The 22,331-nt window shown below is 65.3% G+C and carries 21 protein-coding genes and 1 tRNA gene; 6 read left to right on the top strand and 16 right to left on the bottom strand.

Translation table 11 applies throughout. The features are described 5' to 3' along the window. The first annotated feature begins 93 nt into the window (after positions 1–93). Complete coding sequence (locus AC6H0N_RS01660; RefSeq protein ID WP_497572314.1) at positions 94–1,875, top strand: DUF4153 domain-containing protein; 1,782 nt, start codon at positions 94–96, stop codon at positions 1,873–1,875. 50 nt (positions 1,876–1,925) lie between these two features. On the opposite strand, the gene ispH is transcribed toward AC6H0N_RS01660, so the two are convergent. From ispH to tsaE, 7 genes are all read right to left on the bottom strand, one after another. Then, positions 1,926–2,867: a 4-hydroxy-3-methylbut-2-enyl diphosphate reductase gene (ispH, locus tag AC6H0N_RS01655; protein WP_497572313.1), complete on the bottom strand. Its 942-nt coding sequence runs from the start codon at positions 2,865–2,867 to the stop codon at positions 1,926–1,928. A gap of 18 nt (positions 2,868–2,885) precedes the next feature. Further along, the gene (locus tag AC6H0N_RS01650; protein WP_497572312.1) at positions 2,886–3,317 is read right to left on the bottom strand and encodes an FKBP-type peptidyl-prolyl cis-trans isomerase; all 432 of its coding nucleotides are present in this window, start codon (positions 3,315–3,317) and stop codon (positions 2,886–2,888) included. Beyond that, on the bottom strand, positions 3,314–3,802 hold the full coding sequence (lspA, locus tag AC6H0N_RS01645) for a signal peptidase II (protein ID WP_497572311.1): 489 nt from the start codon (positions 3,800–3,802) through the stop codon (positions 3,314–3,316). The genes AC6H0N_RS01650 and lspA overlap by 4 nt, the downstream gene beginning before the upstream one ends. 10 nt (positions 3,803–3,812) lie before the next feature. Continuing rightward, positions 3,813–6,626, bottom strand: a complete 2,814-nt coding sequence (gene ileS, locus AC6H0N_RS01640; RefSeq protein WP_497572310.1) for an isoleucine--tRNA ligase — start codon at positions 6,624–6,626, stop codon at positions 3,813–3,815. A 16-nt stretch (positions 6,627–6,642) separates the two neighbouring features. Next, positions 6,643–7,578, bottom strand: a complete 936-nt coding sequence (locus tag AC6H0N_RS01635) for a bifunctional riboflavin kinase/FAD synthetase (protein WP_497572309.1) — start codon at positions 7,576–7,578, stop codon at positions 6,643–6,645. Positions 7,579–7,641: 63 nt separating this feature from the next. Next, positions 7,642–8,958, bottom strand: coding sequence for an N-acetylmuramoyl-L-alanine amidase (locus AC6H0N_RS01630; protein WP_497572308.1), 1,317 nt, complete (start codon positions 8,956–8,958; stop codon positions 7,642–7,644). After that, positions 8,913–9,428, bottom strand: coding sequence for a tRNA (adenosine(37)-N6)-threonylcarbamoyltransferase complex ATPase subunit type 1 TsaE (gene tsaE / locus AC6H0N_RS01625; protein ID WP_497572307.1), 516 nt, complete (start codon positions 9,426–9,428; stop codon positions 8,913–8,915). Before tsaE ends, AC6H0N_RS01630 begins: the two co-directional genes overlap by 46 nt. A gap of 12 nt (positions 9,429–9,440) precedes the next feature. On the opposite strand from tsaE, the gene queG reads away from it, so the two are divergent. Further along, entirely contained in the window at positions 9,441–10,502 is a 1,062-nt protein-coding gene (gene queG, locus AC6H0N_RS01620; RefSeq protein ID WP_497572306.1) for a tRNA epoxyqueuosine(34) reductase QueG, read from the top strand. Between the two features lies 1 nt (position 10,503). Here queG and tenA read toward each other — a convergent pair whose 3' ends face one another. The 4 genes from tenA to ugpQ all read right to left on the bottom strand — a co-directional run bounded on the left by tenA (position 10,504) and on the right by ugpQ (position 13,117). Beyond that, positions 10,504–11,169 (bottom strand): thiaminase II, encoded by a 666-nt coding sequence (tenA, locus tag AC6H0N_RS01615; protein ID WP_497572305.1) that lies wholly within the window; start codon positions 11,167–11,169, stop codon positions 10,504–10,506. Between the two features lie 83 nt (positions 11,170–11,252). Next, positions 11,253–11,329, bottom strand: a tRNA-Pro gene (locus tag AC6H0N_RS01610). Positions 11,330–11,345: 16 nt separating this feature from the next. Beyond that, entirely contained in the window at positions 11,346–12,314 is a 969-nt protein-coding gene (locus tag AC6H0N_RS01605; protein WP_497572304.1) for a polyprenyl synthetase family protein, read from the bottom strand. Positions 12,315–12,370: 56 nt separating this feature from the next. After that, complete coding sequence (gene ugpQ, locus AC6H0N_RS01600) at positions 12,371–13,117, bottom strand: glycerophosphodiester phosphodiesterase (RefSeq protein ID WP_497572303.1); 747 nt, start codon at positions 13,115–13,117, stop codon at positions 12,371–12,373. A 90-nt stretch (positions 13,118–13,207) separates the two neighbouring features. Here ugpQ and AC6H0N_RS01595 point away from each other — a divergent pair, with 90 nt between their 5' ends. Then, the gene (locus AC6H0N_RS01595; RefSeq protein WP_497572302.1) at positions 13,208–13,546 is read left to right on the top strand and encodes a hypothetical protein; all 339 of its coding nucleotides are present in this window, start codon (positions 13,208–13,210) and stop codon (positions 13,544–13,546) included. Positions 13,547–13,549: 3 nt separating this feature from the next. On the opposite strand, the gene AC6H0N_RS01590 is transcribed toward AC6H0N_RS01595, so the two are convergent. After that, positions 13,550–14,587, bottom strand: a complete 1,038-nt coding sequence (locus tag AC6H0N_RS01590; RefSeq protein WP_497572301.1) for an aldo/keto reductase — start codon at positions 14,585–14,587, stop codon at positions 13,550–13,552. Between the two features lie 132 nt (positions 14,588–14,719). On the opposite strand from AC6H0N_RS01590, the gene rlmM reads away from it, so the two are divergent. The 3 genes from rlmM to AC6H0N_RS01575 all read left to right on the top strand — a co-directional run bounded on the left by rlmM (position 14,720) and on the right by AC6H0N_RS01575 (position 18,863). Then, a complete protein-coding gene (gene rlmM, locus AC6H0N_RS01585) occupies positions 14,720–15,823 on the top strand; it encodes a 23S rRNA (cytidine(2498)-2'-O)-methyltransferase RlmM (RefSeq protein ID WP_497572300.1) in 1,104 nt (367 codons plus the stop codon). A 124-nt stretch (positions 15,824–15,947) separates the two neighbouring features. Further along, on the top strand, positions 15,948–17,408 hold the full coding sequence (locus tag AC6H0N_RS01580; RefSeq protein WP_497572299.1) for a DEAD/DEAH box helicase: 1,461 nt from the start codon (positions 15,948–15,950) through the stop codon (positions 17,406–17,408). Between the two features lie 102 nt (positions 17,409–17,510). Further along, positions 17,511–18,863, top strand: a complete 1,353-nt coding sequence (locus AC6H0N_RS01575) for an EAL domain-containing protein (RefSeq protein ID WP_497572298.1) — start codon at positions 17,511–17,513, stop codon at positions 18,861–18,863. A gap of 55 nt (positions 18,864–18,918) precedes the next feature. Here AC6H0N_RS01575 and AC6H0N_RS01570 read toward each other — a convergent pair whose 3' ends face one another. The 4 genes from AC6H0N_RS01570 to AC6H0N_RS01555 all read right to left on the bottom strand — a co-directional run bounded on the left by AC6H0N_RS01570 (position 18,919) and on the right by AC6H0N_RS01555 (position 22,190). Then, positions 18,919–19,248 carry a hypothetical protein gene (locus AC6H0N_RS01570; protein WP_497572297.1) on the bottom strand — a complete coding sequence of 110 codons (330 nt, stop codon included), beginning with the start codon at positions 19,246–19,248 and terminating at the stop codon, positions 18,919–18,921. Positions 19,249–19,359: 111 nt separating this feature from the next. Continuing rightward, positions 19,360–20,736 (bottom strand): NAD(P)(+) transhydrogenase (Re/Si-specific) subunit beta, encoded by a 1,377-nt coding sequence (locus AC6H0N_RS01565; protein ID WP_497572296.1) that lies wholly within the window; start codon positions 20,734–20,736, stop codon positions 19,360–19,362. Further along, positions 20,733–21,041, bottom strand: coding sequence for an NAD(P) transhydrogenase subunit alpha part 2 (locus AC6H0N_RS01560; protein ID WP_497572295.1), 309 nt, complete (start codon positions 21,039–21,041; stop codon positions 20,733–20,735). The genes AC6H0N_RS01565 and AC6H0N_RS01560 overlap by 4 nt, the downstream gene beginning before the upstream one ends. A 12-nt stretch (positions 21,042–21,053) precedes the next feature. Beyond that, complete coding sequence (locus AC6H0N_RS01555; protein WP_497572294.1) at positions 21,054–22,190, bottom strand: NAD(P) transhydrogenase subunit alpha; 1,137 nt, start codon at positions 22,188–22,190, stop codon at positions 21,054–21,056. Positions 22,191–22,331 lie beyond the last annotated feature (141 nt).

Here is a 22,331-nt window from a genome sequence, read left to right as displayed (position 1 = left end):
ATGGGCGGCCTTTTTCATTGCTGCCGAACATGCCTGGATGTTTCGGGATACATTCCGGATTCATAACGAGAGGGGTGTTCGGTGGAGCGTGAGTTGAGCAGGCAGGCCGCCAACAACATGCTGGTGGTGGGTGTCCTCCAGGGGCTGATGCTGCTGTGGCTGTGGAAATCCGGAGAGTGGAAGAGCTGGCCTGCGACCAGCCCGGCAGCCTTCGGGGCCTTGCTGTGGCCGGCGCTGATCACGCCGCTGGCGTGGTACTTGTCGGAGAACGCGGGAGCCTCATTGCGCTTCCGTCTGTGGATGATGGTTGTGGTCGCAAGCGGCTACGCCGCGCTGGGCGCCTACGCCGGCTGGTTGCAGGGGCCGCTCGATGCGGGGGCTGCAGTCGGATCATGGCGCAACGGGCTCGGCAGCTTTGCGCATGCATTGGCTTCGCTGGTGCTGGGCTTCGTGTCGCTCAGTCTGGTACTGCAACGCCGCAGCGGGAACTGGGACTACACCGAACTGTTCCAGCTCGCCTGGCGCAATGCCGGTCTGTGTCTGAGCGCCACGGCGCTGGCCGGGCTGTTCTGGATGGTCCTGTTCGCGGGCGCGTCACTGTTCAAGGTGATCGGTCTGGGCTTCATGCTCGACATGATCACCGAGCCGGTATTCGTGTTTCCGGTGACGGCCTTGGTGGTGGCGGAGGTGTTTGCGCAAGGGCACCAGCGTGCCGCAATGCTGGCCACCCTGCGCCGCTACTCCTTGAGCCTGATGGCGTGGCTGTTGCCGTTGTTGCTTGGATTCGGCGTGATCTGGGCAGTCGCGCTGCCCATAGTCGGCGTGACCAAGCTGTTTGCCACCGGCCATGCAGCGTTCCTCCTGTTGTGGTTCGTTGCGCTGGCGGTGCACTTTCTGAACTGTGCCTGGCAGGACGGCCGGGATGAGCTGGTGTATCCCGACGCCTTGAGCCGTGGTCTGAGCTTTGCCTGGCTGTCGCTGGTGCCGGTCGTCGTCGTCGCCGGGTGGGCGTTGTGGCTGCGCGTCGATCAGTACGGCCTGAGCGAGGCGCGCATCTGGGCCTTGTTCGTGTGGGCGCTGGCTCTGTTGTATGTCGTGGGATACGCGCTGTCGGTGCTGCGCAAGGGCGACTGGATGGCGACGGTCGGCAACACCAATATCGTGGTGGCGGGCGTGATGTGTTTGGGCCTGGCGTTGCTGGTGTCGCCGCTTGCCGATCCGCGACGGCTGGCGGTGCAGGATCAGCTTGGCCGCCTGCTGGCAGGGGAAATTGCGCCGGAGCGCTTCGACTACCGATATCTCGCGCAGGACTCGGCGCGCTGGGGTGTGCGTGCGCTGCAGTCACTCGCCGCGCTCGAAGGCGGTGAACGGGAGCGCGGCATTGCACTGTCCGCGCGCACCACGCTCGACGGCAAGAACCAGCCTCAGGGCCTGCCGGCGGTATCTGAGCAGGATCTGACGCTGGAAGCACTTCAGGCGCACATCGAGGTACTTCACGCGCCAGGCCGAAGTGCCGAGGTTCCACAAAGCCTCTACCAATGGTTGCTGACGGCCCGGCGCATGGTGGGTGTGAGCGAGCGCCCCTACTGCCTGCTCAATGTGCCATGCCTGCTATGGATGACCGACCTGAACGGAGACGGTGTTGATGAGGTCATTCTGCTTGTCGGCTTTCCGGGCAGTGACCGGACGATGCTGTCCTTGCTGCTCGCTCGACAGGGGGATGAATGGTCGGTGCCGGCCTCGTTTCACAAGCAGATGTCGCTTGATGCCTGGCGGGAAGCTGTGCGCGAAGGCGCTGTTCGGCTGCTGCCTTCAGTGTGGCCCGATGTGATGCTGGGCGACGAGCTGGTGCCGACGTACCGCATGCTCGAATAAACAGAAAGGCCGCCCGCAGGCGGCCGTTTCATTTTGCAGCGCCGGTCGATTCAGCGCTCGGTGGCCTGCAGTTCCTTGGGCAGCGCGAACACCACCTTTTCCTGCACGCCGTCGAGCGTGCGCACCGTCGCGGCGCCCAGTGCGCGTACGCGTTCGATGACGGACTTGACCAGCACTTCCGGCGCCGATGCGCCGGCCGTGATGCCGATTCGCCGCTTGCCTTCGAGCCAGTTCGGGTCAATGGCTTCGGCGTTTTCCACCAGCCAGGCCGGCACGCCGCGCAGTGCGGCGACTTCGCGCAGGCGGTTGGAGTTGGAACTGTTCGGCGAACCCACGACGAGCACCGCATCCACCTGCGGCGTCATGAACTTCACGGCGTCCTGGCGGTTCTGTGTGGCGTAGCAGATGTCGTCCTTGCGCGGTCCCTGGATGGACGGAAAACGCTCGCGCAGGGCGTCCACGATGCTGGCCGCGTCGTCCATCGATAGCGTGGTCTGCGTCACGAAAGACAGCCCCTCCGGGTTGGTGACTTTCAGCTTCGGGACGTCGTTGGCAGACTCCACGAGGTGGATGCCTCCGGCGATCTGGCCCATCGTGCCTTCCACTTCGGGGTGTCCGCGGTGACCGATCATGATGATCTCGCGCCCCAGCCCGTGCATGCGCATGACTTCGTTGTGCACCTTGGTGACCAGCGGGCAGGTGGCATCGAACACCTTCAGACCGCGGCGCTCGGCCTCGTCGCGCACGGCCTGGGAGACGCCGTGTGCGCTGAAGATGACGGTGTTGCCCGCCGGGACTTCGTCGAGCTCCTCGACGAAAATCGCACCCTTGTTGCGCAGGTCGTCGACGACGAACTTGTTATGCACGACTTCGTGGCGCACGTAGATCGGTGCGCCGAGTCGTTCGAGGGCGCGCTCGACAATCTCGATGGCACGCTCTACGCCGGCACAGAAGCCACGCGGGCTGGCGAGAAGGATTTCGCGGTCGTTCATGGGCGGGCTCGCAATGCGTTACAGCACACCGACAATGCGCACATCCACGCGGATCTGCTTGCCGGCGAGCGGGTGGTTGAAGTCGATCATGATCGCATCGTCCTCGACCTTGGTGATCAGGCCGGAGTAGCGCGAACCGTCGGGTGCGCTGAACTCCATGATGCTCATGGCTTCGACCACTTCGGTTTCCGGAAGGTGCTCGCGCTTCACGCGCTCGATCAGATCGTCGCGGCGCGCGCCGAAGGCCTGCTCGGGCTCGAGGTCGAAGCTGTGCTCGGAACCGGATTCCAGGCCGTCGAGCAGACGCTCGATCTGCGGCAGCAGTTCGCCGGCGCCCAGCTGCAGGGTGGCCGGATTGCCGTCAAAGGTGCTGATCAGCGGCTGGCCGCCGGGCAGGGCGATGCGGTAGTGCAGGGTGACGAGGCTGTCAGGTGAGACTTGCTGGTTCATTGTGCAGTTTCCTTGGTGGAGCGGTGAGGCCGGAACTGCGACCACAGCATGAGCACGACACCGATGGTGATGGCCGAGTCGGCCAGATTGAACGCCGGCCAGCCGTACTCGCCAACGTGAAAGTAGAGAAAGTCTACGACCGCGCCGTGCGCAATTCGATCGTAGATGTTGCCGACCGCGCCGCCAATGATCAGGCTGAAGGCCAGCGGCAGCGCACGCTCGGCACGGTGTTGCCACATCAGCGCAAGCAGCCAGCCGCAGATCACCACACCGAGGGTGACGAAGAACCAGCGTTGCCAGCCCGACTGATCAGCCAGAAAGCTGAAGGCCGCGCCGGGGTTGTGCACCAGGATGAGCTTGAAAAAGTCCGTCACGGTGACGACCGAGCCGGTGCCCAGCCACTGCGTCATGCACCACTTGGTGGCCTGATCCGCGATGGCGACAACAATGGCGAGCGTCAACCAGGCGGCGAATCGCAGCTTCATGCGCTGACCGTCAGGCATGCGTGCGCACCTCGGGAGCGTCGCCCAGATTGCCGTGACAACGACCGCATAGCTCAGGGTGTTCGGCAATGCTGCCGACGTCTTCGCGGTAGTGCCAGCAACGCTCGCACTTGGTGTAGACCGACGGCGCGGCGGTGATGGATTGTTCGGCCTCGGAGGCCACGCGCTCCAGCGTGACGCCGGAGGTGATCATCACGAAGCGCAGATCGTCACCCAGGCCGTTCAGCGCGTCAAAGCGCTCGCCGGCGGCGCGGATGTGGATGTTGGCCTGCAACGAGGCGCCGATGCTGCCGGCCGTGCGCAGGTCTTCGAGCACCTTCTGCGCTTCGGCGCGGGCCTCGCGGATCAGGCTCCAACCTGTGGTCAGCACCTCGCCATCAGCGATGGCCGGGATTTCATGCCAGGTGTGCAGCATCACGCTGTCGTCCGGGCCGCTGCCGATCAGCGCCTGGATCTCCTCGGCGGTGAAGGACAGGATCGGCGCCATCAGGCGCGTCACGGACTGCGTGATGTGCCACAGCGCGGTCTGTGCCGAGCGGCGCGCGAGCGAGTCCGGCTGCGTGGTGTACAGGCGGTCTTTCAGCACATCAAGGTAGAAGGCGCCGAGGTCTTCGGAGGCGTAGTGCTGCAGCGCCTGCACGATGCGGTGGAACTCGTAGTGCTCGTAATCGGCGGTGATCTGCTGCTGCAGGCCGGCCAGATGGGCCAGCGCGTAGCGGTCGATGTCGAGCAACTGATCCGGCGTCACGCCGTTCTTCGCAAAGTCGAAGTCCGAGGTGTTGGCAAGCAGGAAGCGCAGCGTGTTACGAAGGCGGCGGTAGGTCTCGACCACGCGATCGAGGATCTCCTTGGAGATCGACAGCTCGGCCGAGTAGTCCGTGGCGGCAAGCCACAGGCGCAGGATCTCGATGCCGAGCTTGTTGCCGATTTCCTGCGGTTCGATGCCGTTGCCGAGCGACTTCGACATCTTGCGGCCCTGCGCATCGACCGTGAAGCCGTGGGTGAGCAGCGCGCGATACGGCGCGCGGCCGTCGATGGCGCAACCGGTCAGCAGCGAGGAATGGAACCAGCCACGGTGCTGGTCTGAGCCTTCCAAGTACAGGTCGGCCACCGGGCCGCCGTCGTCACGCGCCAGATCGGCGTGCGAGCCGCGCAGCACGTGCCAGTGCGTACTGCCCGAATCGAACCAGACGTCGAGCGTGTCGCTGATTTTCTCGTATTGCGTTGCCTCGTCGCCAAGCAGTTCCGCGGCCTCGAGGTCGAACCAGGCGTCGATGCCGGATTGTTCGACGCGCTTGGCGACGGCTTCGATCAGCTCGACCGTGCGCGGGTGCAACTCACCCGTTGCACGATGGATGAAGAACGGAATCGGCACACCCCAATTGCGCTGGCGCGAGATGCACCAGTCGGGCCGGTTGGCGATCATCGACGCCAGACGGGCCTTGCCCCAGTCGGGGTAGAACTCGGTGTTCTCGATCGCGGCCAACGCGGATTCACGCAGGCTGGCGCCGCCGTTGGGCTTCAGATCCATGCCGACGAACCACTGCGCCGTGGCGCGGTAGATCACCGGCGTCTTGTGGCGCCAGCAATGCATGTAGCTGTGCTGCACCTTGGCGTGCGAGAGCAGGGCGCCGACTTCGGCCAGCTTCTCGGCGATGACCGGATTGGCCTTCCAGATGTGCAGGCCGCCGAACAGCGGCAGCGAGTCGGCGTACACGCCGTTGCTCTGGACAGGGCTGAGCACGTCGTCGACCGTCATGCCGTTCTTCATGCACGACTGGAAGTCATCCACACCGTAGGCTGGCGCGCTGTGCACGATGCCCGTACCGGCATCAATGCCGACGTAGTCGGCGAGGAACACCGGCGAGTCGCGGTCGTACAGCGGGTGGCGGAAGGCGATGTGTTCGAGCTTCTCGCCCACGGTGGTGGCCAGTACCTTGCCTTCACGGCCAAAGCGCTTTAACGATTCCTCTACCAGCGCCTTGGCCAGCACCACGCAGCCGGCATCGGTCTGCACCAGCGCGTAGCTGTGCTCGGGGTGGGCGTTGAGCGCCTGGTTGGCGGGAATGGTCCACGGTGTGGTGGTCCAGATCACTGCCTTTACGCTGCCGGCGGGCAGCTCACTCAGGCCGAAGGCGGCAGCAAGGCGGCCGCGCTCGCGCTCGGCGATCTCGAAGCCGACATCAACGGTCGGACTGGTGCGATCCTGATATTCCACCTCGGCTTCAGCCAGCGCCGAACCGCAGTCGAAACACCAGTTCACCGGCTTCAGGCCGCGATAGACCCAGCCCTTCTTGACCATCTCGGCGAGCGCGCGGATTTCACCCGCCTCGTTGCCGAAGTTCATGGTGAGGTAGGGGCGGTCCCAGTCGGCCAGCACGCCCAGGCGGATGAAGCCCTTCTTCTGCGTCTCGACCTGCTCGGCGGCAAAGGCGCGGGAAAGCTTGCGCACTTCGGGTGCAGGCAGGTTCTTGCCGTGCTTCTTCTCGATCTGATGCTCGATCGGCAGGCCGTGGCAATCCCAGCCCGGCACATAGGGTGCGTCGAAGCCGGCCAGCGTCTTCGCGCGCACGATGATGTCCTTGAGGATCTTGTTCACCGCATGGCCGAGGTGAATGTCACCGTTGGCGTAGGGCGGACCGTCGTGCAGGACGAACTTGGGTCGGCCCTGAGCCGTCTCGCGGATGCGCTGGTACAGGCGGCGCGCCTGCCAGTCGGCAATCCACGCGGGCTCGCGCTGCGCGAGGTTGCCGCGCATCGGGAAGGGCGTATCCGTGAGGTTGAGCGTCTTGCGGTAGTCGGCCATGTTCTTTTTTGCTGTGTCAGTCTTGAATGGGGTTGTGCGCAAACCACGCACGCGCGGCGGCTTCGTCGCGCCGGATCTGTTGTGTCAGTGCATCGAGCGAATCGTAGCGTGCCTCGTCGCGCAGTTTGTGCACAAAGTGCACCCTCAGATGGGCACCGTAACAGTCGCCTTGCCAGTCGAGCAGGTGTACTTCCAGGTTGGGTTTGTCGCCACCCACCGTCGGCCGCGAACCGAGGTTGGCAACGCCAGCGATACGCTTTTCGCCCAGGCCTTCGACCTGCACGGCAAACACGCCAGAGAGCGCCGGCTTGCTCAGGCGCAACACGATGTTGGCGGTCGGGTAACCGATGCTGCGGCCCAGCCGACGCCCCGACACCACGCGGCCGGAGATGCTGTAGGGCCTGCCCAGCAATTCGGCAGCGCGGGTCAGCGCGCCGCTGGCCAGCGCTTCGCGCACCGCCGAGCTTGATACGCGCACGGCGCCATCGGCCAGTGTGGGCATGGCTTCGACGCCAAAGCCCAGCCGTGCGCCTTCACGCTGCAGCAGGGCGAAATCGCCCTGGCGCTTGGCCCCGAAGCGGAAATCGTCGCCGATGATCAGGTGACGCACGCCAAGTCCGCGCACCAGCACGTCCTCAATGAAGCGGTCGGCATGCAGCGCGGCAAAGTCGGCATTGAAGCGGCACACATGCACGCGGTCGACGCCGTTCTCGGAGAGCTGCAGCAGCTTGTCGCGCAGCGAGGCAAGGCGCGCCGGTGCGCTCTGCGGCGAGAAATACTCGCGCGGATGCGGCTCGAAGGTCAGCACGGTGGCCGCAGCGCTGCACGCGCGGGCCTTCTTCACGAGCATTTCGAGCAGGGCCTGGTGTCCGCGGTGAACGCCGTCAAAGTTGCCGATGGTGAGCACCGAGGGTTGCGCGGCGCGCTCCGGAATCCCTCGAAGAACCTGCATAAGCGCCTGAAAAAAGCCGCAATTATACGGCATCGGGGCGGCTTGCGCGCCCCGGGGGCGGGCTTACTCTGCGCGGGCTACGGTGGTACGCCGTACCGGCGGGCTGCTGGCAAAGTACTGACGAATGCCGGATACGATGGCATCGGCCATCTTGTCCTGATAGGCGTGGTCGTTGAGGCGGCGCTCTTCGTCCGGATTGCTGATGAAGGCGGTCTCGACGAGGATGGACGGTACGTCCGGTGAGCGCAGTACGGCGAAGCCCGCCTGTTCAACCTTCGGCTTGTGCAGACGGTTGATGCCGCCGATTTGCGACAGCACGGCCGAGGCCAGCTTGAGACTGTCGTTGATCGTGGCGGTCTGCGACAGATCAAGCAGGGTGCGGGCGAGGTGCCCTTCCTGACGCGCGATGTTTACGCCGCCGATCAGATCGGCCTCGTTCTCTTTCTGCGCGAGCCAACGCGCGGCGGTACTGCTGGCGCCGCGCTCCGAAAGTACATAGACCGAGCTGCCGTTGGCTTCCGGGCGCGTGAAGGCATCGGCGTGCACCGACACGAACAGGTCGGCCTGCGCGCGCCGGGCAATGGATACCCGCTTGTACAAGGGCACGAAGTAGTCGCCGTTGCGCGTGAGCACGGCCTGCATGTTGGGTTCTGCGTCGATCTTGCTCTTGAGGCGACGTGCGATCGACAGCGTCACGTTCTTTTCATGTGAGCCACGCCGGCCGATCGCGCCGGGGTCTTCGCCGCCATGGCCAGGGTCGATGACGATGGTCAGAATGCGGTTCTCCAACGCCTCGGCAGTTTGTCCGCCGTCGCCCGTCGGAACGGTCTCGCCGCCTGCTTCGCCGGAGGCGGCAGCGAGCGGCGAGCGCTTGTGAATCAGCGCAAGAATCGGGTCGACCGGCGATTCCGGGTACAGGTCGACCACCAACCGGTGACCGTAGCTTGCGATCGGGTTGAGCGCGAAGATCTGAGGCTTGATGTCGGTTTTCAGGTCGACCACAACGCGCACCACGCCCGGCCGGTTGACGGCGGCGCGGATGCGCGAGATCAGCGGGTCGGATTCGAGGACTTTTTCGGGCAGCGACTGCAACACGCTGTTGAATTCGACGCCCTGGAGGTCGATCACCAGACGCGCCGGATTGCTCAGCATCATCTGGTTGAATTCGATGCCGGCGGGGCCTTCGAGCGTGATACGAGTGTATTCGGTGCCTGGCCACACGCGCACGGCCACCAGGCTGGTGGCGGCGGCGAAACCGACCGGGCTGACCAGCAACGCCAGCGAAGCGCCGGCGAAGCGCAGCAGCTCGCGTCGGCTGATGCCGGCCGGTGCCGTTACGGCGGGCTGGGCTGCAGGCTCGACAGCATGGTCTGGGCGCATCGTTGTCCGTTTTCCGTCAGTGCTACGACTTCAATGTCGCGGCCGGTATTGCGGACCGCGAGGCGCACTTCGATGTCTGCGCCGGCGACATACGGGGCGGCCTTGTCGGGCCACTCCACGAGACAGGCACCCTGTCCCGCAAAATACTCGTCCAGCCCCGCTTCGAGAAATTCTTCTGGCGTGCTGAAGCGATAAAAATCAAAGTGATATAAGTCTAATCTAGAAACAGTATAAGGTTCAATCAAGGTGTATGTAGGACTTTTTACCTTTCCGACATGTCCCAGCGCCCGCAGGCAGCCGCGCACCAGTGTGGTCTTGCCGGCACCGAGGTCGCCGATCAGATACACCACCAGCCCGGCCGCGAGTCCTGTCGCCAATACCGCGCCGGCTCGCTCGGTGTCCGCTTCGTCGCCCAGATGTGCAGTGAAGCGCGCGCAGCTATCATCCAGGACGTGAATATTTCCGATCATTCTGAATCCTCGGTGGAGTCCGGTGCCGCCGCGAATGCGGCGCTGGTGGCGCGCATCCGCACGTGGGGCGGCGAACTGGGTTTTGATTCGGTCGCGGTGACCGGCGTCGATCTGTCGGATGCGGAGCCCGGGCTGGCCGCCTGGCTGGCCGCGGGTTTTCACGGCGAGATGGATTATATGGCGCGGCACGGCATGAAGCGGGCGCGGCCGGCCGAGCTGCATCCCGGCACCGTGCGCGTGATCAGCGTGCGCATGAACTACTGGCCCGACGCGGCGGATGCCGAAGCCGCGCTGGCGAACCCGCAGCAAGCCTATGTCTCGCGCTATGCGTTGGGGCGGGATTATCACAAGCTGATGCGGGCGCGTCTGCAAAAGCTGGCGGATCGCATCTCGGAAGCCGTGCCTCACGGCTACCGTGTTTTCGTCGATTCCGCTCCGGTGCTGGAAGTCGAGCTGGCGGTGCGCGCCGGCCTGGGCTGGCGCGGCAAGCACACCTTGCTGCTCAACCGCGAGGCGGGCTCGGCCTTCTTCCTCGGCGAAATCTTCACTGACCTGGCGTTGCCAGTCGATGCGCCACAAACCGGCCACTGCGGAGACTGTACGGCCTGCATCACGGCCTGTCCGACCGGAGCCATTGTGGCGCCGTACTCGGTCGATGCGCGGCGCTGCATTTCCTACCTGACGATCGAGCTCAAGGGGCCCATACCCGAGCCGCTGCGGCCGATGATCGGCAATCGCATCTATGGGTGCGATGACTGCCAGCTGGTGTGTCCGTGGAATCGTTTCGCGCGTATCACCGATGAGGCCGACTTTTCACCGCGCAACCGGCTCGACGAGGTCACGCTGGTCGAGCTGTTTGCGTGGTCGGAGGCGGATTTTCGCGAGCGCACGGCCGGCAGCGCCATTCACCGCATCGGTTTCGAACGCTGGTCGCGCAATATCGCGGTCGGCCTGGGCAATGCGCCCGCCACGCCGGACGTGCTGGCGGCTCTGCAGGCCCGCGCGGACGATTCATCCGAACTGGTGCGCGAACATGTGGCGTGGGCGCTCGCGCGCCACGCGCAGGCAGGCTGAATCAGTCGGCCAGGTCCAGCCCCATCTGCCAGAAGTCGGCTTCCAGGCGGGTGGCTTCGCGGAAGATCGTCACCAGCTCCTCGAAGCGGCGCGCATCAATCCCGGCAAGGCGTTCGTCCAGCCATTCGAGCTCGGCCCGCGCCGCCTGCTGGAACTCCTCTCCTGCATACATCGCGATCCATGCTGCGTAGGGGTTGCCTTGCGTCACCGTGAAGGGCTGTGCTTGCAGCCATGCGGCGATTTCGGCGTAGCCGAGCATGCACGGCGCGAGTGCGACATGCAGGTCGAGCACGTCACCACGACTGCCAGCGTCCAGCACGTAACGCGTGTAGGCCATCGTCGCGCGCGCTTCCGGCAGGCTTGTCAGCTCGCTTTCGCTGATGCCCCATTCACGGCAATACGCAATGTGCAGGTCGAGTTCGACGTCGAGAATGGCCTTGAGCCCATCGGCGCCGCGGCGCAGATCGGCAAGGCTGCGGCTCTTGTAGGCAGCCAGCGCGAAGGCGCGGGCGAAGTGCAGCAGGAACAGGTAATCCTGTTGCAGATAGTGGCGGAAGGCGGGCGCCGGCAGCGTGCCGTCGCCGAGGCCGAGCACGAAATCGTGCTGACAATAGGCGCGCCACTCTTCAGCGCAGCGTTTTCTGAGATCGCTGAATCGGAAAGCCATGATCATTTTCTCCGCCACAAAGAAAAAAACCGCCGGTTAGGCGGTTTTCTGAAAGGGAATTTCGGGCATTCCCTCGGATGTAGTGGTCGGGGAAAGAGGATTCGAACCTCCGGCCCCTGCGTCCCGAACGCAGTGCTCTACCAGGCTGAGCTATTCCCCGACGTATCCGGCTGCAGTCAATAATTTCGCTGAACTGCAAAGGAGGGCAATTCTAGCAGCGCTTTTGTGAAAACGGAAGCCGGCAGAGTGCGGATATTTTCGACGGCCAGTTGCGCCTCCGAACGCGCTGCGTCGCGCGCTGCATCGAGCGCTCCGCAGGCGGTGATTGCGGCGAGTACGTCACCGAAAGCCTCGCGGTTGCCGTTCTCGATGGCATTGCGCACCTGCGCGGCTTGCGCCGGGGTGCCGTGCGCCATCGCCAGGATCAGCGGCAGGGTGGGTTTGCCTTCGGCAAGGTCGTCGCCGAGATGCTTGCCGGTGGTGGCTTCTTCGGAGGAATAGTCGAGTACGTCGTCGATGATCTGGAACGCCGTGCCAAGGTGCATGCCGTAGTGGCCAAGCGCGCGCTCGGTGGGTTCGTCGGCGCCGCCCAGAATGGCGCCGAGCCGCGCCGAGGCTTCGAACAGCTTGGCGGTCTTGTAGCGGATGACCTTGAGATAGGCGGCGACGTCGACGTCGGCGTTGCCGCAGTTCATCAGTTGCAGCACCTCGCCTTCGGCGATGACGTTGGTGGCTTCCGACAAGACCTCCATCACGCGCATGTTGCCGACGCCAACCATCATCTGGAAGGCGCGCGAGTAGAGAAAGTCGCCGACCAGTACCGAGGCGGCGTTGCCGAATTCTGCATTGGCGGTGTTGCGTCCGCGGCGCAGGTCGGATTCGTCTACTACGTCGTCATGCAGCAAGGTGGCGGTGTGGATGAACTCGACCACCGCGGCGAGTTCGTGGTGGGCGGTGCCGCGATAGCCGAAGGCGCCGGCGACCATCAAAACCAGAGCCGGGCGCAGGCGCTTGCCGCCGCTGCCGATGATGTACTCCGCGATTTGGCGCACGAGCACCACTTCCGAATGCAGGCGCTGGCGAATGACCTCGTCGACGGCGCGCATGTCGGCGGCGATCGGGGCGAGGAGTTGCTGGATGCTCACAGTGGGCGGCCTGCGCGGAGAAAGGGTGCGATGGTATTGGGCGCCGTCGTGCGGCGTCAAGAACGCCCGCTCTGGGGCGAGAGCAGGTCGGGGCGGTCGGTCACGATGGCGTTGACGCCCCACGAGAACAGTTGCTCTGCGCGCTGCGGATCGTTTTCGGTGTAGAGCAGCAGCCACAAGCCGGCGCGGCGAACGGAAACGACCTCTTGCTGCTGGATGTAGCATGCGTTGGCGTGCAGTGATACGGCTCCGAGGCGAGCGCAGCGCTCGGCCCAATCCGCCGGAATGGCATCGACCAGCAGGCCGCGTGGCAGTTCGGGCGCGGCGTCGCGTGCCGCGGCAAGGGCGGGCTCGGAGAACGACGAAATCAGGGGCGGCAACGTGGCTCCGTTCCAGCAGTCTCGGGCCAATACTGCAGTGCGGGCGCCGCTGTGGATGTCACAGCCGTGCGAGGGCTTGATTTCGACGTTGGCGGCCAGCCCCAGCGCGCGACATCGCCGCGCTGCGTCGATCAGGCGGGGAACGCGCGCGGTTTGGAAGTGTTCGAACCCCTTTGAGGCGTCGAGTCCCGCCAGCGTCGCATCGTCGGTTTCGGCCATGCGGCCGTGACCGTTGGTGGTGCGATCAAGCGTCTCGTCGTGAATGAGATGCGGCGTATCGTCGCGGCTGAGCATGACGTCGAACTCGGCTCCGCAGCCGAAGCGGGCAGCCACGTCGAGCGCTTCGAGCGTGTTCTCCGGCGCCAGCGTGCCACCGCATCGGTGCGCGAATACGCGCGGCCAGGGCCAATTCGCGGCGCTCATGCAAAAAGCCCGGGCAAGAATGCGCGAAGTGGCATCAAGAATGTGCCGGAGCAGCCGTAAATGTCTTCAAGAGCCAAGACGATCATCCCCATGTCACTGCGAACCCGACTGATCCTGTTGCTGTGCATGCCGCTGCTTGCGAGTTGCGACATGCTCTACGACGTCCTCGACATCCCCGATCCGCAGGCCCGCGCCGCCGCGGCCGAGGCGGAAGGGCGCGCGATCGGCGGCGGTTGCCGCCATTCCGGGCGCTCGCTTGAAGACTGCTACACCATGAATCCACAGGTGTCGAAGGCGGCGGTATTCACGGGCTGGCGCGAGATGAATGACTACATGATCGCCAACAACCTGCCTGAAGTGCCGTCGCAGATCGTGCCGCCGGGCGGGCGGGCGCCGCAGGCTCCGCTGTCGCAGGTTTCGCCGCCCTGATCTTCAGGGCGCCGGGTTCGGGCGGTCGCGGTGGATAGCGTCGATCGCCGCCTGCAAGTCGGGGCCGGGACAGAAACTCCACGCCGCCAGGTTCTCTTCCAGTTGGCGCAGCGACGTCGCGCCGATCACCGTACTGGTGGTGCTCCAGCGGTGGTACACGAAAGACAGCGCCAGCGTTGCCGGCGAAATGCCGTGCTCGCGGGCCAGTTCCACATAGGCTTCGACCGCAGGTCTTACTCCGGCCCCGGCATAGCGCCGGCCGAAGCTCGGGAAGCGCGCGATGCGAGACCCGGCAGGCGGCAGATTCAGATACTTCCCCGATAGATGCCCGAACCCCAGCGGCGAGTAGGCCAGCAGACTGACCATCTCGCGGTGACAGAGCTCGGCCAGGCCATAGTCGTACACGCGGCTGATCAGGTTGTAGACGTTCTGCACCGAGACGATGCGCGGTAGCCCGTGCTGCTCGGCCAGCCGCAGGAACTGCATGACGCCCCAAGGGTGTTCGTTGGATAGGCCGATGTGGCGGATGCGGCCTTCGGCCACCAACTCGGCGAGCGTGTCGAGTTGTTCGCGGATCGGTGTGGCGTCGTGTTCGGCCATCGGGTCGTACTGCCAGCCGCCGAACATCGGCTGGTTCCGCGCCGGCCAGTGCAGCTGGTAGAGATCGATGTAGTCGGTGCCGAGGCGCTCCAGGCTACCTTCGACGGCAGAGCGGATGTTTTCGCCATCCAGTGACAGCGGCCCGCCCCGAATCCAGCCCAGCCCGCGGTTGGGGCCGGCGGCCTTGGTCGAGATCACCAGCCGCTCGCGTTTCTGGCGCGCCAGCCACTGGCCTACGATGCGTTCGGATTGCCCGCTGGTTTCCGGGCGCGAAGGCACCGGGTACATCTCGGCGGTATCGAAGAAGTTGATGCCGGCGGCCAGCGCCCGATCGAGTTGCGCGTGGGCTTCAGCCGCGCTGTTCTGTTCGCCGAAGGTCATCGTGCCGAGGCACAGGGCAGACACTTCCAGCGGGCTGGCGCCGAGGCGGCGATACTCCATGCGGGGCTCCTCTGAAACGGCTTCCGGTCGACGCCGATTTGGCCGGGCTCCGGCCGCAACGTATCATCCGCGGACTTTCGGTGTGTTCTCCGAACACGCCCATGATCATACACACCACCCCGAGCACCTTCGATGAGCCAAGACGATCAGCCTGATAGCCCGCAGCAAGCCCTTGCCTGGGGGTTGATTGCGCTGTGCCGCGCCGGCTTCGAGAAGGAGCTGGCCGCAGAACTCGACACCTTCGCCCGCGAACTGGGCATGGAGGGTTTTGTGCGTGCCAAGGAAGGCACAGCCCACGTCGTGTTCGAGAGCCACGAGGGCGTGGCGCTGGAAGACTTGCTGCCGCACTGTGAATGGCAGTCGCTGGTGTTCGCGCGCAATCTCATGCCTTGGCTGGCGCGCGTGGATGATCTGCCCGAAGCCGACCGCGCGACGCCCATCGTTGACGCCGTGAAGCAGGCCGGCCAGCGCTTCTCGACGGTGTTGCTGGAGCACCCGGACAGTGACGCGTCGCGACCGCTGTCGGGTTTCTGCCGCCGCTTTGCCGAGCCGCTGGTCAAGCGCCTGTCCACCAAGGGCGCCATCCGCAGCAGTCGCAAGCACCTGCCCGAACTGCACGTGCTGTTCACCGACGCCACCACCGCGTGGATCGGCGCGGCCGCGCCCGGCATGGCCGCGCCGTGGCCGATGGGCATTGCGCGCCTGCGCATGCCGCACGACGCCGGTAGTCGATCGACCCTGAAGCTGGCCGAAGCCATTCTGGGCATGCTCACCGAACATGAGCGCACGGTGGCCATGCGCGCCGGCATGCGCGCCGTCGACCTCGGCGCTGCGCCCGGCGGCTGGACCTGGCAGCTCGCCTACCGCGGCCTGCGCGTGACGGCCATCGACAACGGCGCGATGGCGCCTACGGTGATGGCCACCGAAATGGTCGAGCACCTGCGTGCGGACGGCTTTACCTGGCGCCCGCAGCGTTCGGTGGACTGGCTGGTGTGCGACATGGTCGAGCAGCCCTCGCGCATTGCTTCGCTGATGGCGGAGTGGATCGCCATGGGGCGGGCGCGTCACGCCATCTTCAACCTCAAGCTGCCGATGAAGCGGCGCCTTGAGGCCGTCGAGCAGTGCCGCTCGCTGATCCACAAGCGGCTGGCCACGGTCGGGTCCTACGATCTGCGCATCAAGCACCTGTATCACGACCGCGAAGAAGTCACGGCCTACCTGACGTTGGTGCGCTGACGCGCTGCATACCCCTCGGAAGGGCTTGAGGCGAAACGGAAAGCGCTTGTCCGGGCGTGTATAATCGCGCTTTTGTTGCGCATTCGCGCCCACGCGGCTTTCGCCGACAGGACAAACACCGACCATGAGCTTCGCCGATCTCGGGCTGCTGCCCGAGCTGCAACGTGCCGTCGCCGAAACTGGCTACACCGAACCCACGCCGATCCAGCAACAGGCCATCCCCGTTGTCCTGCAAGGGCTCGACGTGATGGGTGCGGCCCAAACCGGTACCGGCAAGACTGCCGGCTTCACGCTGCCGCTGATCCAGCGGCTTGCCCGCCACGCCAGCACCTCGACCAGCCCCGCACGTCATCCGGTGCGCGCCTTGGTGCTCGCGCCCACGCGCGAACTGGCCGTGCAGGTGCACGAGTCGGTGCAGACCTACGGCAAATACATCGCGCTGCGCTCCATCTGCATTTATGGCGGCGTGGACATGCGCGCGCAGGTTGAAGAGCTGCGCAAGGGCGTCGAGATCGTCGTCGCCACGCCGGGGCGTCTGCTTGATCATGTGCAGCAGAAAACCATCCAGCTTGGCCAGGTTGAAATGCTGGTGCTCGACGAAGCCGACCGCATGCTCGACATGGGCTTCATCCCCGACATCCGGCGCATTCTCGATCTGCTGCCCGAAGCACGGCAGAGCCTGCTGTTCTCCGCCACCTTCTCGGACGAGATCAAGAAGCTCGCCGACCGCATGCTGAAGAACCCGCAGCTGGTCGAAGTCGCGCGCCGCAACATGGTGTCGGACACCATCACCCACCGTGTGCATCCGGTGTCGTCCGGGCTCAAGCGCAATCTGCTGGCCCATCTGCTGCGTCATGCGCCGGATGAGCAGGCGTTGATCTTCGTCGACACCAAGATGCTGTGCGGACGGCTCGCGCACTTTCTGGCGCGTCAGGGCATCTCGGCCGACGCCATTCACGGCGACAAGAGCCAGGGGCAGCGCACCGAAACGCTGGAAGCCTTCAAGGCCGGTACGCTGCGCGTGCTGGTAGCCACCGACGTGGCCGCCCGCGGTCTGGACGTCGACGACCTGCCGCTGGTCATCAACTTCGAGTTGCCGCATACCGCCGAAGACTACGTGCACCGCATCGGCCGCACCGGCCGTGCTGGCCGCCAGGGCAACGCCATTTCGCTGGTGTGTGCCGAAGAGAAAGGGCGACTCGCCGAGATCCAGAAGCTGATCAAGCTCGACATCCCGCAGGAAGTCGTGGCCGGCTTCGATCCCGAGCCCGATTACGACGAAGCCGGCACTCACCGGCGCAAGCATCGCGAAGCCGCGGGCGACAAACGTCCCGCAACCTCCGCGCCCGTGGCTCCGGCGGCCGCTCCGACCGCGCCGGCGCCGAAGCGTGAAAGCAGCGATAAGCGCACGAGCGGTAACCGTCGTGGTGGTAGCAAGATCGCCGCGGACGGCTTTGATTTCAGCAAACCCTACGCCGCTCCCGTGGCCGCGGGCGATGGCAGCGCTGCTGCCAATGCAGGCGACCTGCCGCGTCGCGACAAGCGCCCGGTGGCGGTGCTGCTGGGTGGTCTCGGCCGCAAATAAGGCCTCTTTCGGCGCTTTTTCGGCCGAAGGGCAGGGCGGGCGGCGCGTATTCTGGGCACTCTGAGCGGCAACCGCCGCAGCCCGGAGAACACGGCCACCGCCATGCCACCGATTGCTCCCCAACCCCCGCGCGCCGACCCGCCGCGCGAGCCCTTCGTTGCAGACTTCTCCGAAGGGCTGGAAACCGGTCTGTATCTGGCCTTGCTCGAACTCATCGACGAGGGCCTGATCATTACCGGCGACGAGACCATGATCGACGCCAATAGCGCCGCCTGCCGGCTGCTCGAGCGCGACTACCGTCAGCTCGTCGGCAAGCCGCTGTCCGAACTCTTTCCGAACGAACGTTCCTTTCTTGAAGCACGTGATCGTCTGCTGATCCAGGGCGAGATGCGCGGCAGCATCCAGGTTGCGCTTCCCGGCGGGCGCAGCCGCGACATGCGTTTCATCGCTGCGGCGCGCCTGCGCCCCGGCATGCATGCGCTGATCCTGAGCCCGGACATCGTTGCCGAAGCCTATGGTCGCGATCACGCTGGCGGGGAAGACCGCGTCTGGCCGCGTCTGGCCGCAGCGGTCTCGCAGGCGCTGGTGGTGGTGGATGAGGGCGAGCGCATTCAGGCGCTGAATGCCCCGGCACGCAGCGAGCTGGGCACCGGCGGCGGCGATGTCATCGGTCGGCGCATCGACGAGGTGATCGAGGTGCGCTGGCCCGACGCGCACGAGGCCCCGATTGCGCTGCTGGCCGGACGCCGTGCGCGGGTCCTGCCAGGGCCGCGCAGCGGCTGGAAGCTTCTACTGGTGGAAACGGGTGAGGGCGAGACTGATGGCGTCCCCGGCTCCGTGCCGTTCGAGCCCAGCTTCGAGCCTGTGGTTGATGTGCACCATGGTGAGCGTCTGGCCACCGCGGTCGTGCTCGCCCCGCTCGAGCAGCGCCCTGACGCAGAGGCTGCGGCTAGTCTTGATGGCCGCGTTCTGCATTGCGCACTTGAGCTGATCGAGCAGGGTCGCGCCGAGCGGGTCTGCGCGACCCTGCTCGGTTTGCCGGACGCCGCCATGGTGGCGCGCGTGCGGGCAGAGCTGATGCGCAGCGCCGTGCCGGCCACCGCGCTGGAACTGGGTTTTGACGCGGTTTCCCTCGCGCTGTCAGGAGCGGCGGGTGACGCTGCGCTAGACGCCTTGCGCGCGCTGGGCGTGCGTACTGCGCTCGACAATGTCGGCGCTGCACCGCTTGCGCTGGCACAGCTGGCGGCCGGTCGAATCGACGTCTTGCGGGTTTCGGAAGGGTTGGTCAGGGCGTTGGCGCACGAAGAGCACGCCGAAGCGTTGATCGAAGCCATTTCCGGGCTGGCGGCGGGCTTCGGTGCTGAAGTCCGCGTGTGCGGTATCCGCAGCGCAGCCGAAGGTGACTTTCTTGCAGCGCTGGGTTGCCCCCAGCAACAAGGAGTGCTGTTTGCCTAGGTCGCACAAGTGACGTGTGCGCAAGGCCTGCACTCTGCGGCTGCTTGCCGCTCGATCAGTAGTCCAGCAGCGTCCTGCAGTCTTCCGGTCGGCCTGTCTGGGCGCTGAACATGGCCAGCCGCTCGTTCACGAACTGGTCCGGAATCATCGCGTCGGCACAGTACTCGCGCAGCAGCATGGCCTGCGTGGCGTGTTGAACCTCGCGCACGGTCTGGGCAATGGCCGGCATCGGATAGCGATAGGGCTTGCCGCCGGCCTTGCGGGCGTCGGGCAGAGGCTCATCGACCGCGGGCGAAGCGGGCGCGGGCGGATCCGAGGTCTGGGCCCCGACGGCTGATGCGACGAGGGCAAGCGTGAGCAGGAGGGCAGTGCGGCTGGTACTCATGCGGAGCTTAACGGCAATGTTGGGCATCTCCTGAATCATCGACCACGCATCGCACAAAAACAAACGGCGCACCCGAGGGCGCGCCGTTTGGCATTCAAACGAAGGCTGCGGTCAGCCCAGTGCCTTGATCTGCGTCGTGATCTCGGCCACGGCTTCCTGCGCGCTGCCGTAGAGCATGTTGCAGTTCTCCTTGAAGAACAGCGCGTTCTCGATGCCCGAATAGCCTGCGCCGCGACCACGCTTGATGACGATCACGTCGCGCGCCATGTCGGCGTTGAGGATCGGCATGCCGTAGATCGGGCTGGTCTTGTCGGTGCGTGCGACGGGGTTGACCACGTCGTTCGCGCCAATGACCAGGGCCACGTCGGCCTGCGCGAACTCGTCGTTGATCTCGTCGAGGTCAAAGATCTTGTCGTAGGGCACGCCAGCTTCGGCCAACAGCACGTTCATGTGGCCCGGCATGCGGCCTGCGACCGGGTGGATCGCAAACTTCACCTCGATGCCGGCCTCTTCGAGCAGCTTGGACATTTCCCACACCTTGTGCTGCGCGCCGGCCACCGCCATGCCGTAGCCCGGCACGATGATGACCTTGTTGCCGTAACGCATCAGCGAGGCAGCGTCCATGGCCGAGACCTCGCGCATCGTGCCCTGCGGGCCTTCACCACCCTCGACGGCAGCGCCGGTGATCGGCGAGAAGATGATGTTGCGGATCGGGCGGTTCATGGCCTTGGCCATGAGCTGCGTCAGCAGCATGCCCGAGGCGCCCACCACGATACCGGCCACGATCAGCGCCGGGATGCCCAGCACGAAGCCCTTGAAGCCCACGGCCAGGCCGGTGAAGGCGTTCAGCAGCGAGATCACCACCGGCATGTCGGCGCCACCGATCGGCAGCACCAGCACCACGCCCAGCGCCAGCGCCAGCACGAAGAACAGGAAGACGCCGAACAGCGAGGGATCATCCGAGTAGCCCACCGTCAGGCCGAGGCCGAAGGTGAACAGTGTCAGGAAGAAGTTGATGGTGTTCTGCTGCGGCAGGCGGATGGCCTTGTTGATCAGGCCCTGTAGCTTCGCGAAGGCGATGCACGAGCCCGAGAACGCGACCGAGCCGATGATGGCGCCGAGCACCATCAGCGTGGACACCATGGCCGTGTGATCGGCGCCGCGGATCAGTTCGATCGCCGCGATGCCGGCTGCAGCACCGCCGCCCATGCCGTTGTAGATGGCGACCATCTGCGGCATGTCGGTCATCTTGACGATCTTGCCCGACCACCATGCCAGACCGCCGCCGATGACGATGGCCAGCACCATCAGGCCGATGTTCTGCAGGCCCGGGATGAAGAAGGTGACAACGGTGGCCGCGATCATCGCGAAACCGGCCCAGACGATGCCGCGGCGCGCCGTGACCGGCGAACTCATGGCTTTCAGGCCGATGATGAAGACAACGGCGACCACGAAGTACGCCATGCTGACAAACCAGTTGGAAGTCATTTGGCGCCCCCTTCTTTCTTCTTGTCACCGATCTTGAACATCGCGAGCATGCGCTCGGTGACGATGTAGCCACCGGCGGCGTTGGCGGCGCCAAGCAGCACGGCGAAGAAGCCGATTGCCAGTTGCAGCGGGTCGCTGGGGTCAGCGTGGCCGAGCGCGATCATGGAGCCGACCAGCACCACGCCGTGCACGAAGTTCGAGCCCGACATCAGCGGGGTGTGCAGGATCACCGGCACACGCGAGATCACCTCGTAGCCGGTGAAGGCCGCGAGCATGAAGACATACAGAGCGGTAAAGCCGTCCATTCCCTTGCTTCCTTATTCTTCGTTCTTGATGCCGAGCGCGTCGCGCACGCCAGCATGGCGGACCGCGCTCTCATGGACGAGGCAGGCGCCGCTCATGACGTCGTCTTCCCAGTCGAGCGCGAGCGTGCCGTCCTTGATGAACGGGCTGATGAAGTTGAAGAGGTTCTTGGCGAACATCTCCGAGGCATGCACCGGCATGCGGCTGGTGATGTTGGTCGGGCCGACGATCAGCACGCCGCCGACTTTCACTTCCTTGCCGGCTTCGGTGCCTTCGACGTTGCCGCCGGTCTCGGCCGCGAGGTCGACCACGACTGCGCCTTCCTTCATGGCGGCGACCATGGCCTTGGTCACGATCACCGGGGCCTTGCGGCCCGGCACTGCGGCGGTAGTGATCAGCACGTCGCACTGGGCGATGGCGCGGCCGAGTTTCTCGGCCTGCTGTGCTTTCTCTTCGGCGGTCAGTTCGCGCGCATAACCACCTTCGCCGACGGCGTTGACGCCGGTGTCGACGAACTTGGCGCCGAGCGATTCGATCTGCTCACGCGTTTCCGGACGCACGTCGTAGCCCTCGACCATCGCGCCCAGACGGCGGGCGGTGGCGATGGCCTGCAGGCCGGCCACGCCGGCGCCGATGACGAGCACGCGCGACGGACGGATCGAGCCGGCGGCGTAGGTCAGCATCGGGAAGAACTTCGGGCTGTGGTTTGCGGCAATCAGTGCGCACTCGTAACCCGCCACGGCGGCCTGCGAGGACAGGATGTCCATGCTCTGCGCGCGCGAGGTGCGCGGCAGCAGTTCCAGCGCGAAAGCCGTTACGCCATGCTTGGCGTAGGCCTGCACGCGCTTGGCGTCGCCCCACGGAGAGAGCATGCCGAGCAGCACTGCGCCGGATTTCATCTTGTTGACCAGCTTGGTCGCCGGCGGCTGTATGCACAGCACGACGTCGGCCTGGGCATAGACTTCTTCTGCGCTGTCGACGAAATCGACATCGCCCAGAGCTTCGTCCGGGAAGTGCGCCTGAACGCCCGCGCCTCGCTGAACGAGGACGCGTGCGCCAAGGCCCGCATATTTCTTGACCACATCAGGCACCACCGGGAGACGTCGCTCTCCGGAAACTGCCTCAGCGGCCACGCCGATTACCAGTGGCATCCGAGATTCTCCATCAGGTCATTCGTTCGAGTTGTTGATCCCGCCGCCGCAAACCTTTGTGCGGCGGGCCCCCGGCTGCAACCCGTCGGCCGTTGAAGCGGCATGAGGGCGAAATCCGGGCAAGACAGGACCCGGCATGAT

The organism is Pseudazoarcus sp. NS34, from assembly GCF_059703725.1.
The sequence above is the reverse complement of the archived record's forward strand: the minus strand, read 5'-3'. Positions and strand labels throughout refer to the sequence as shown.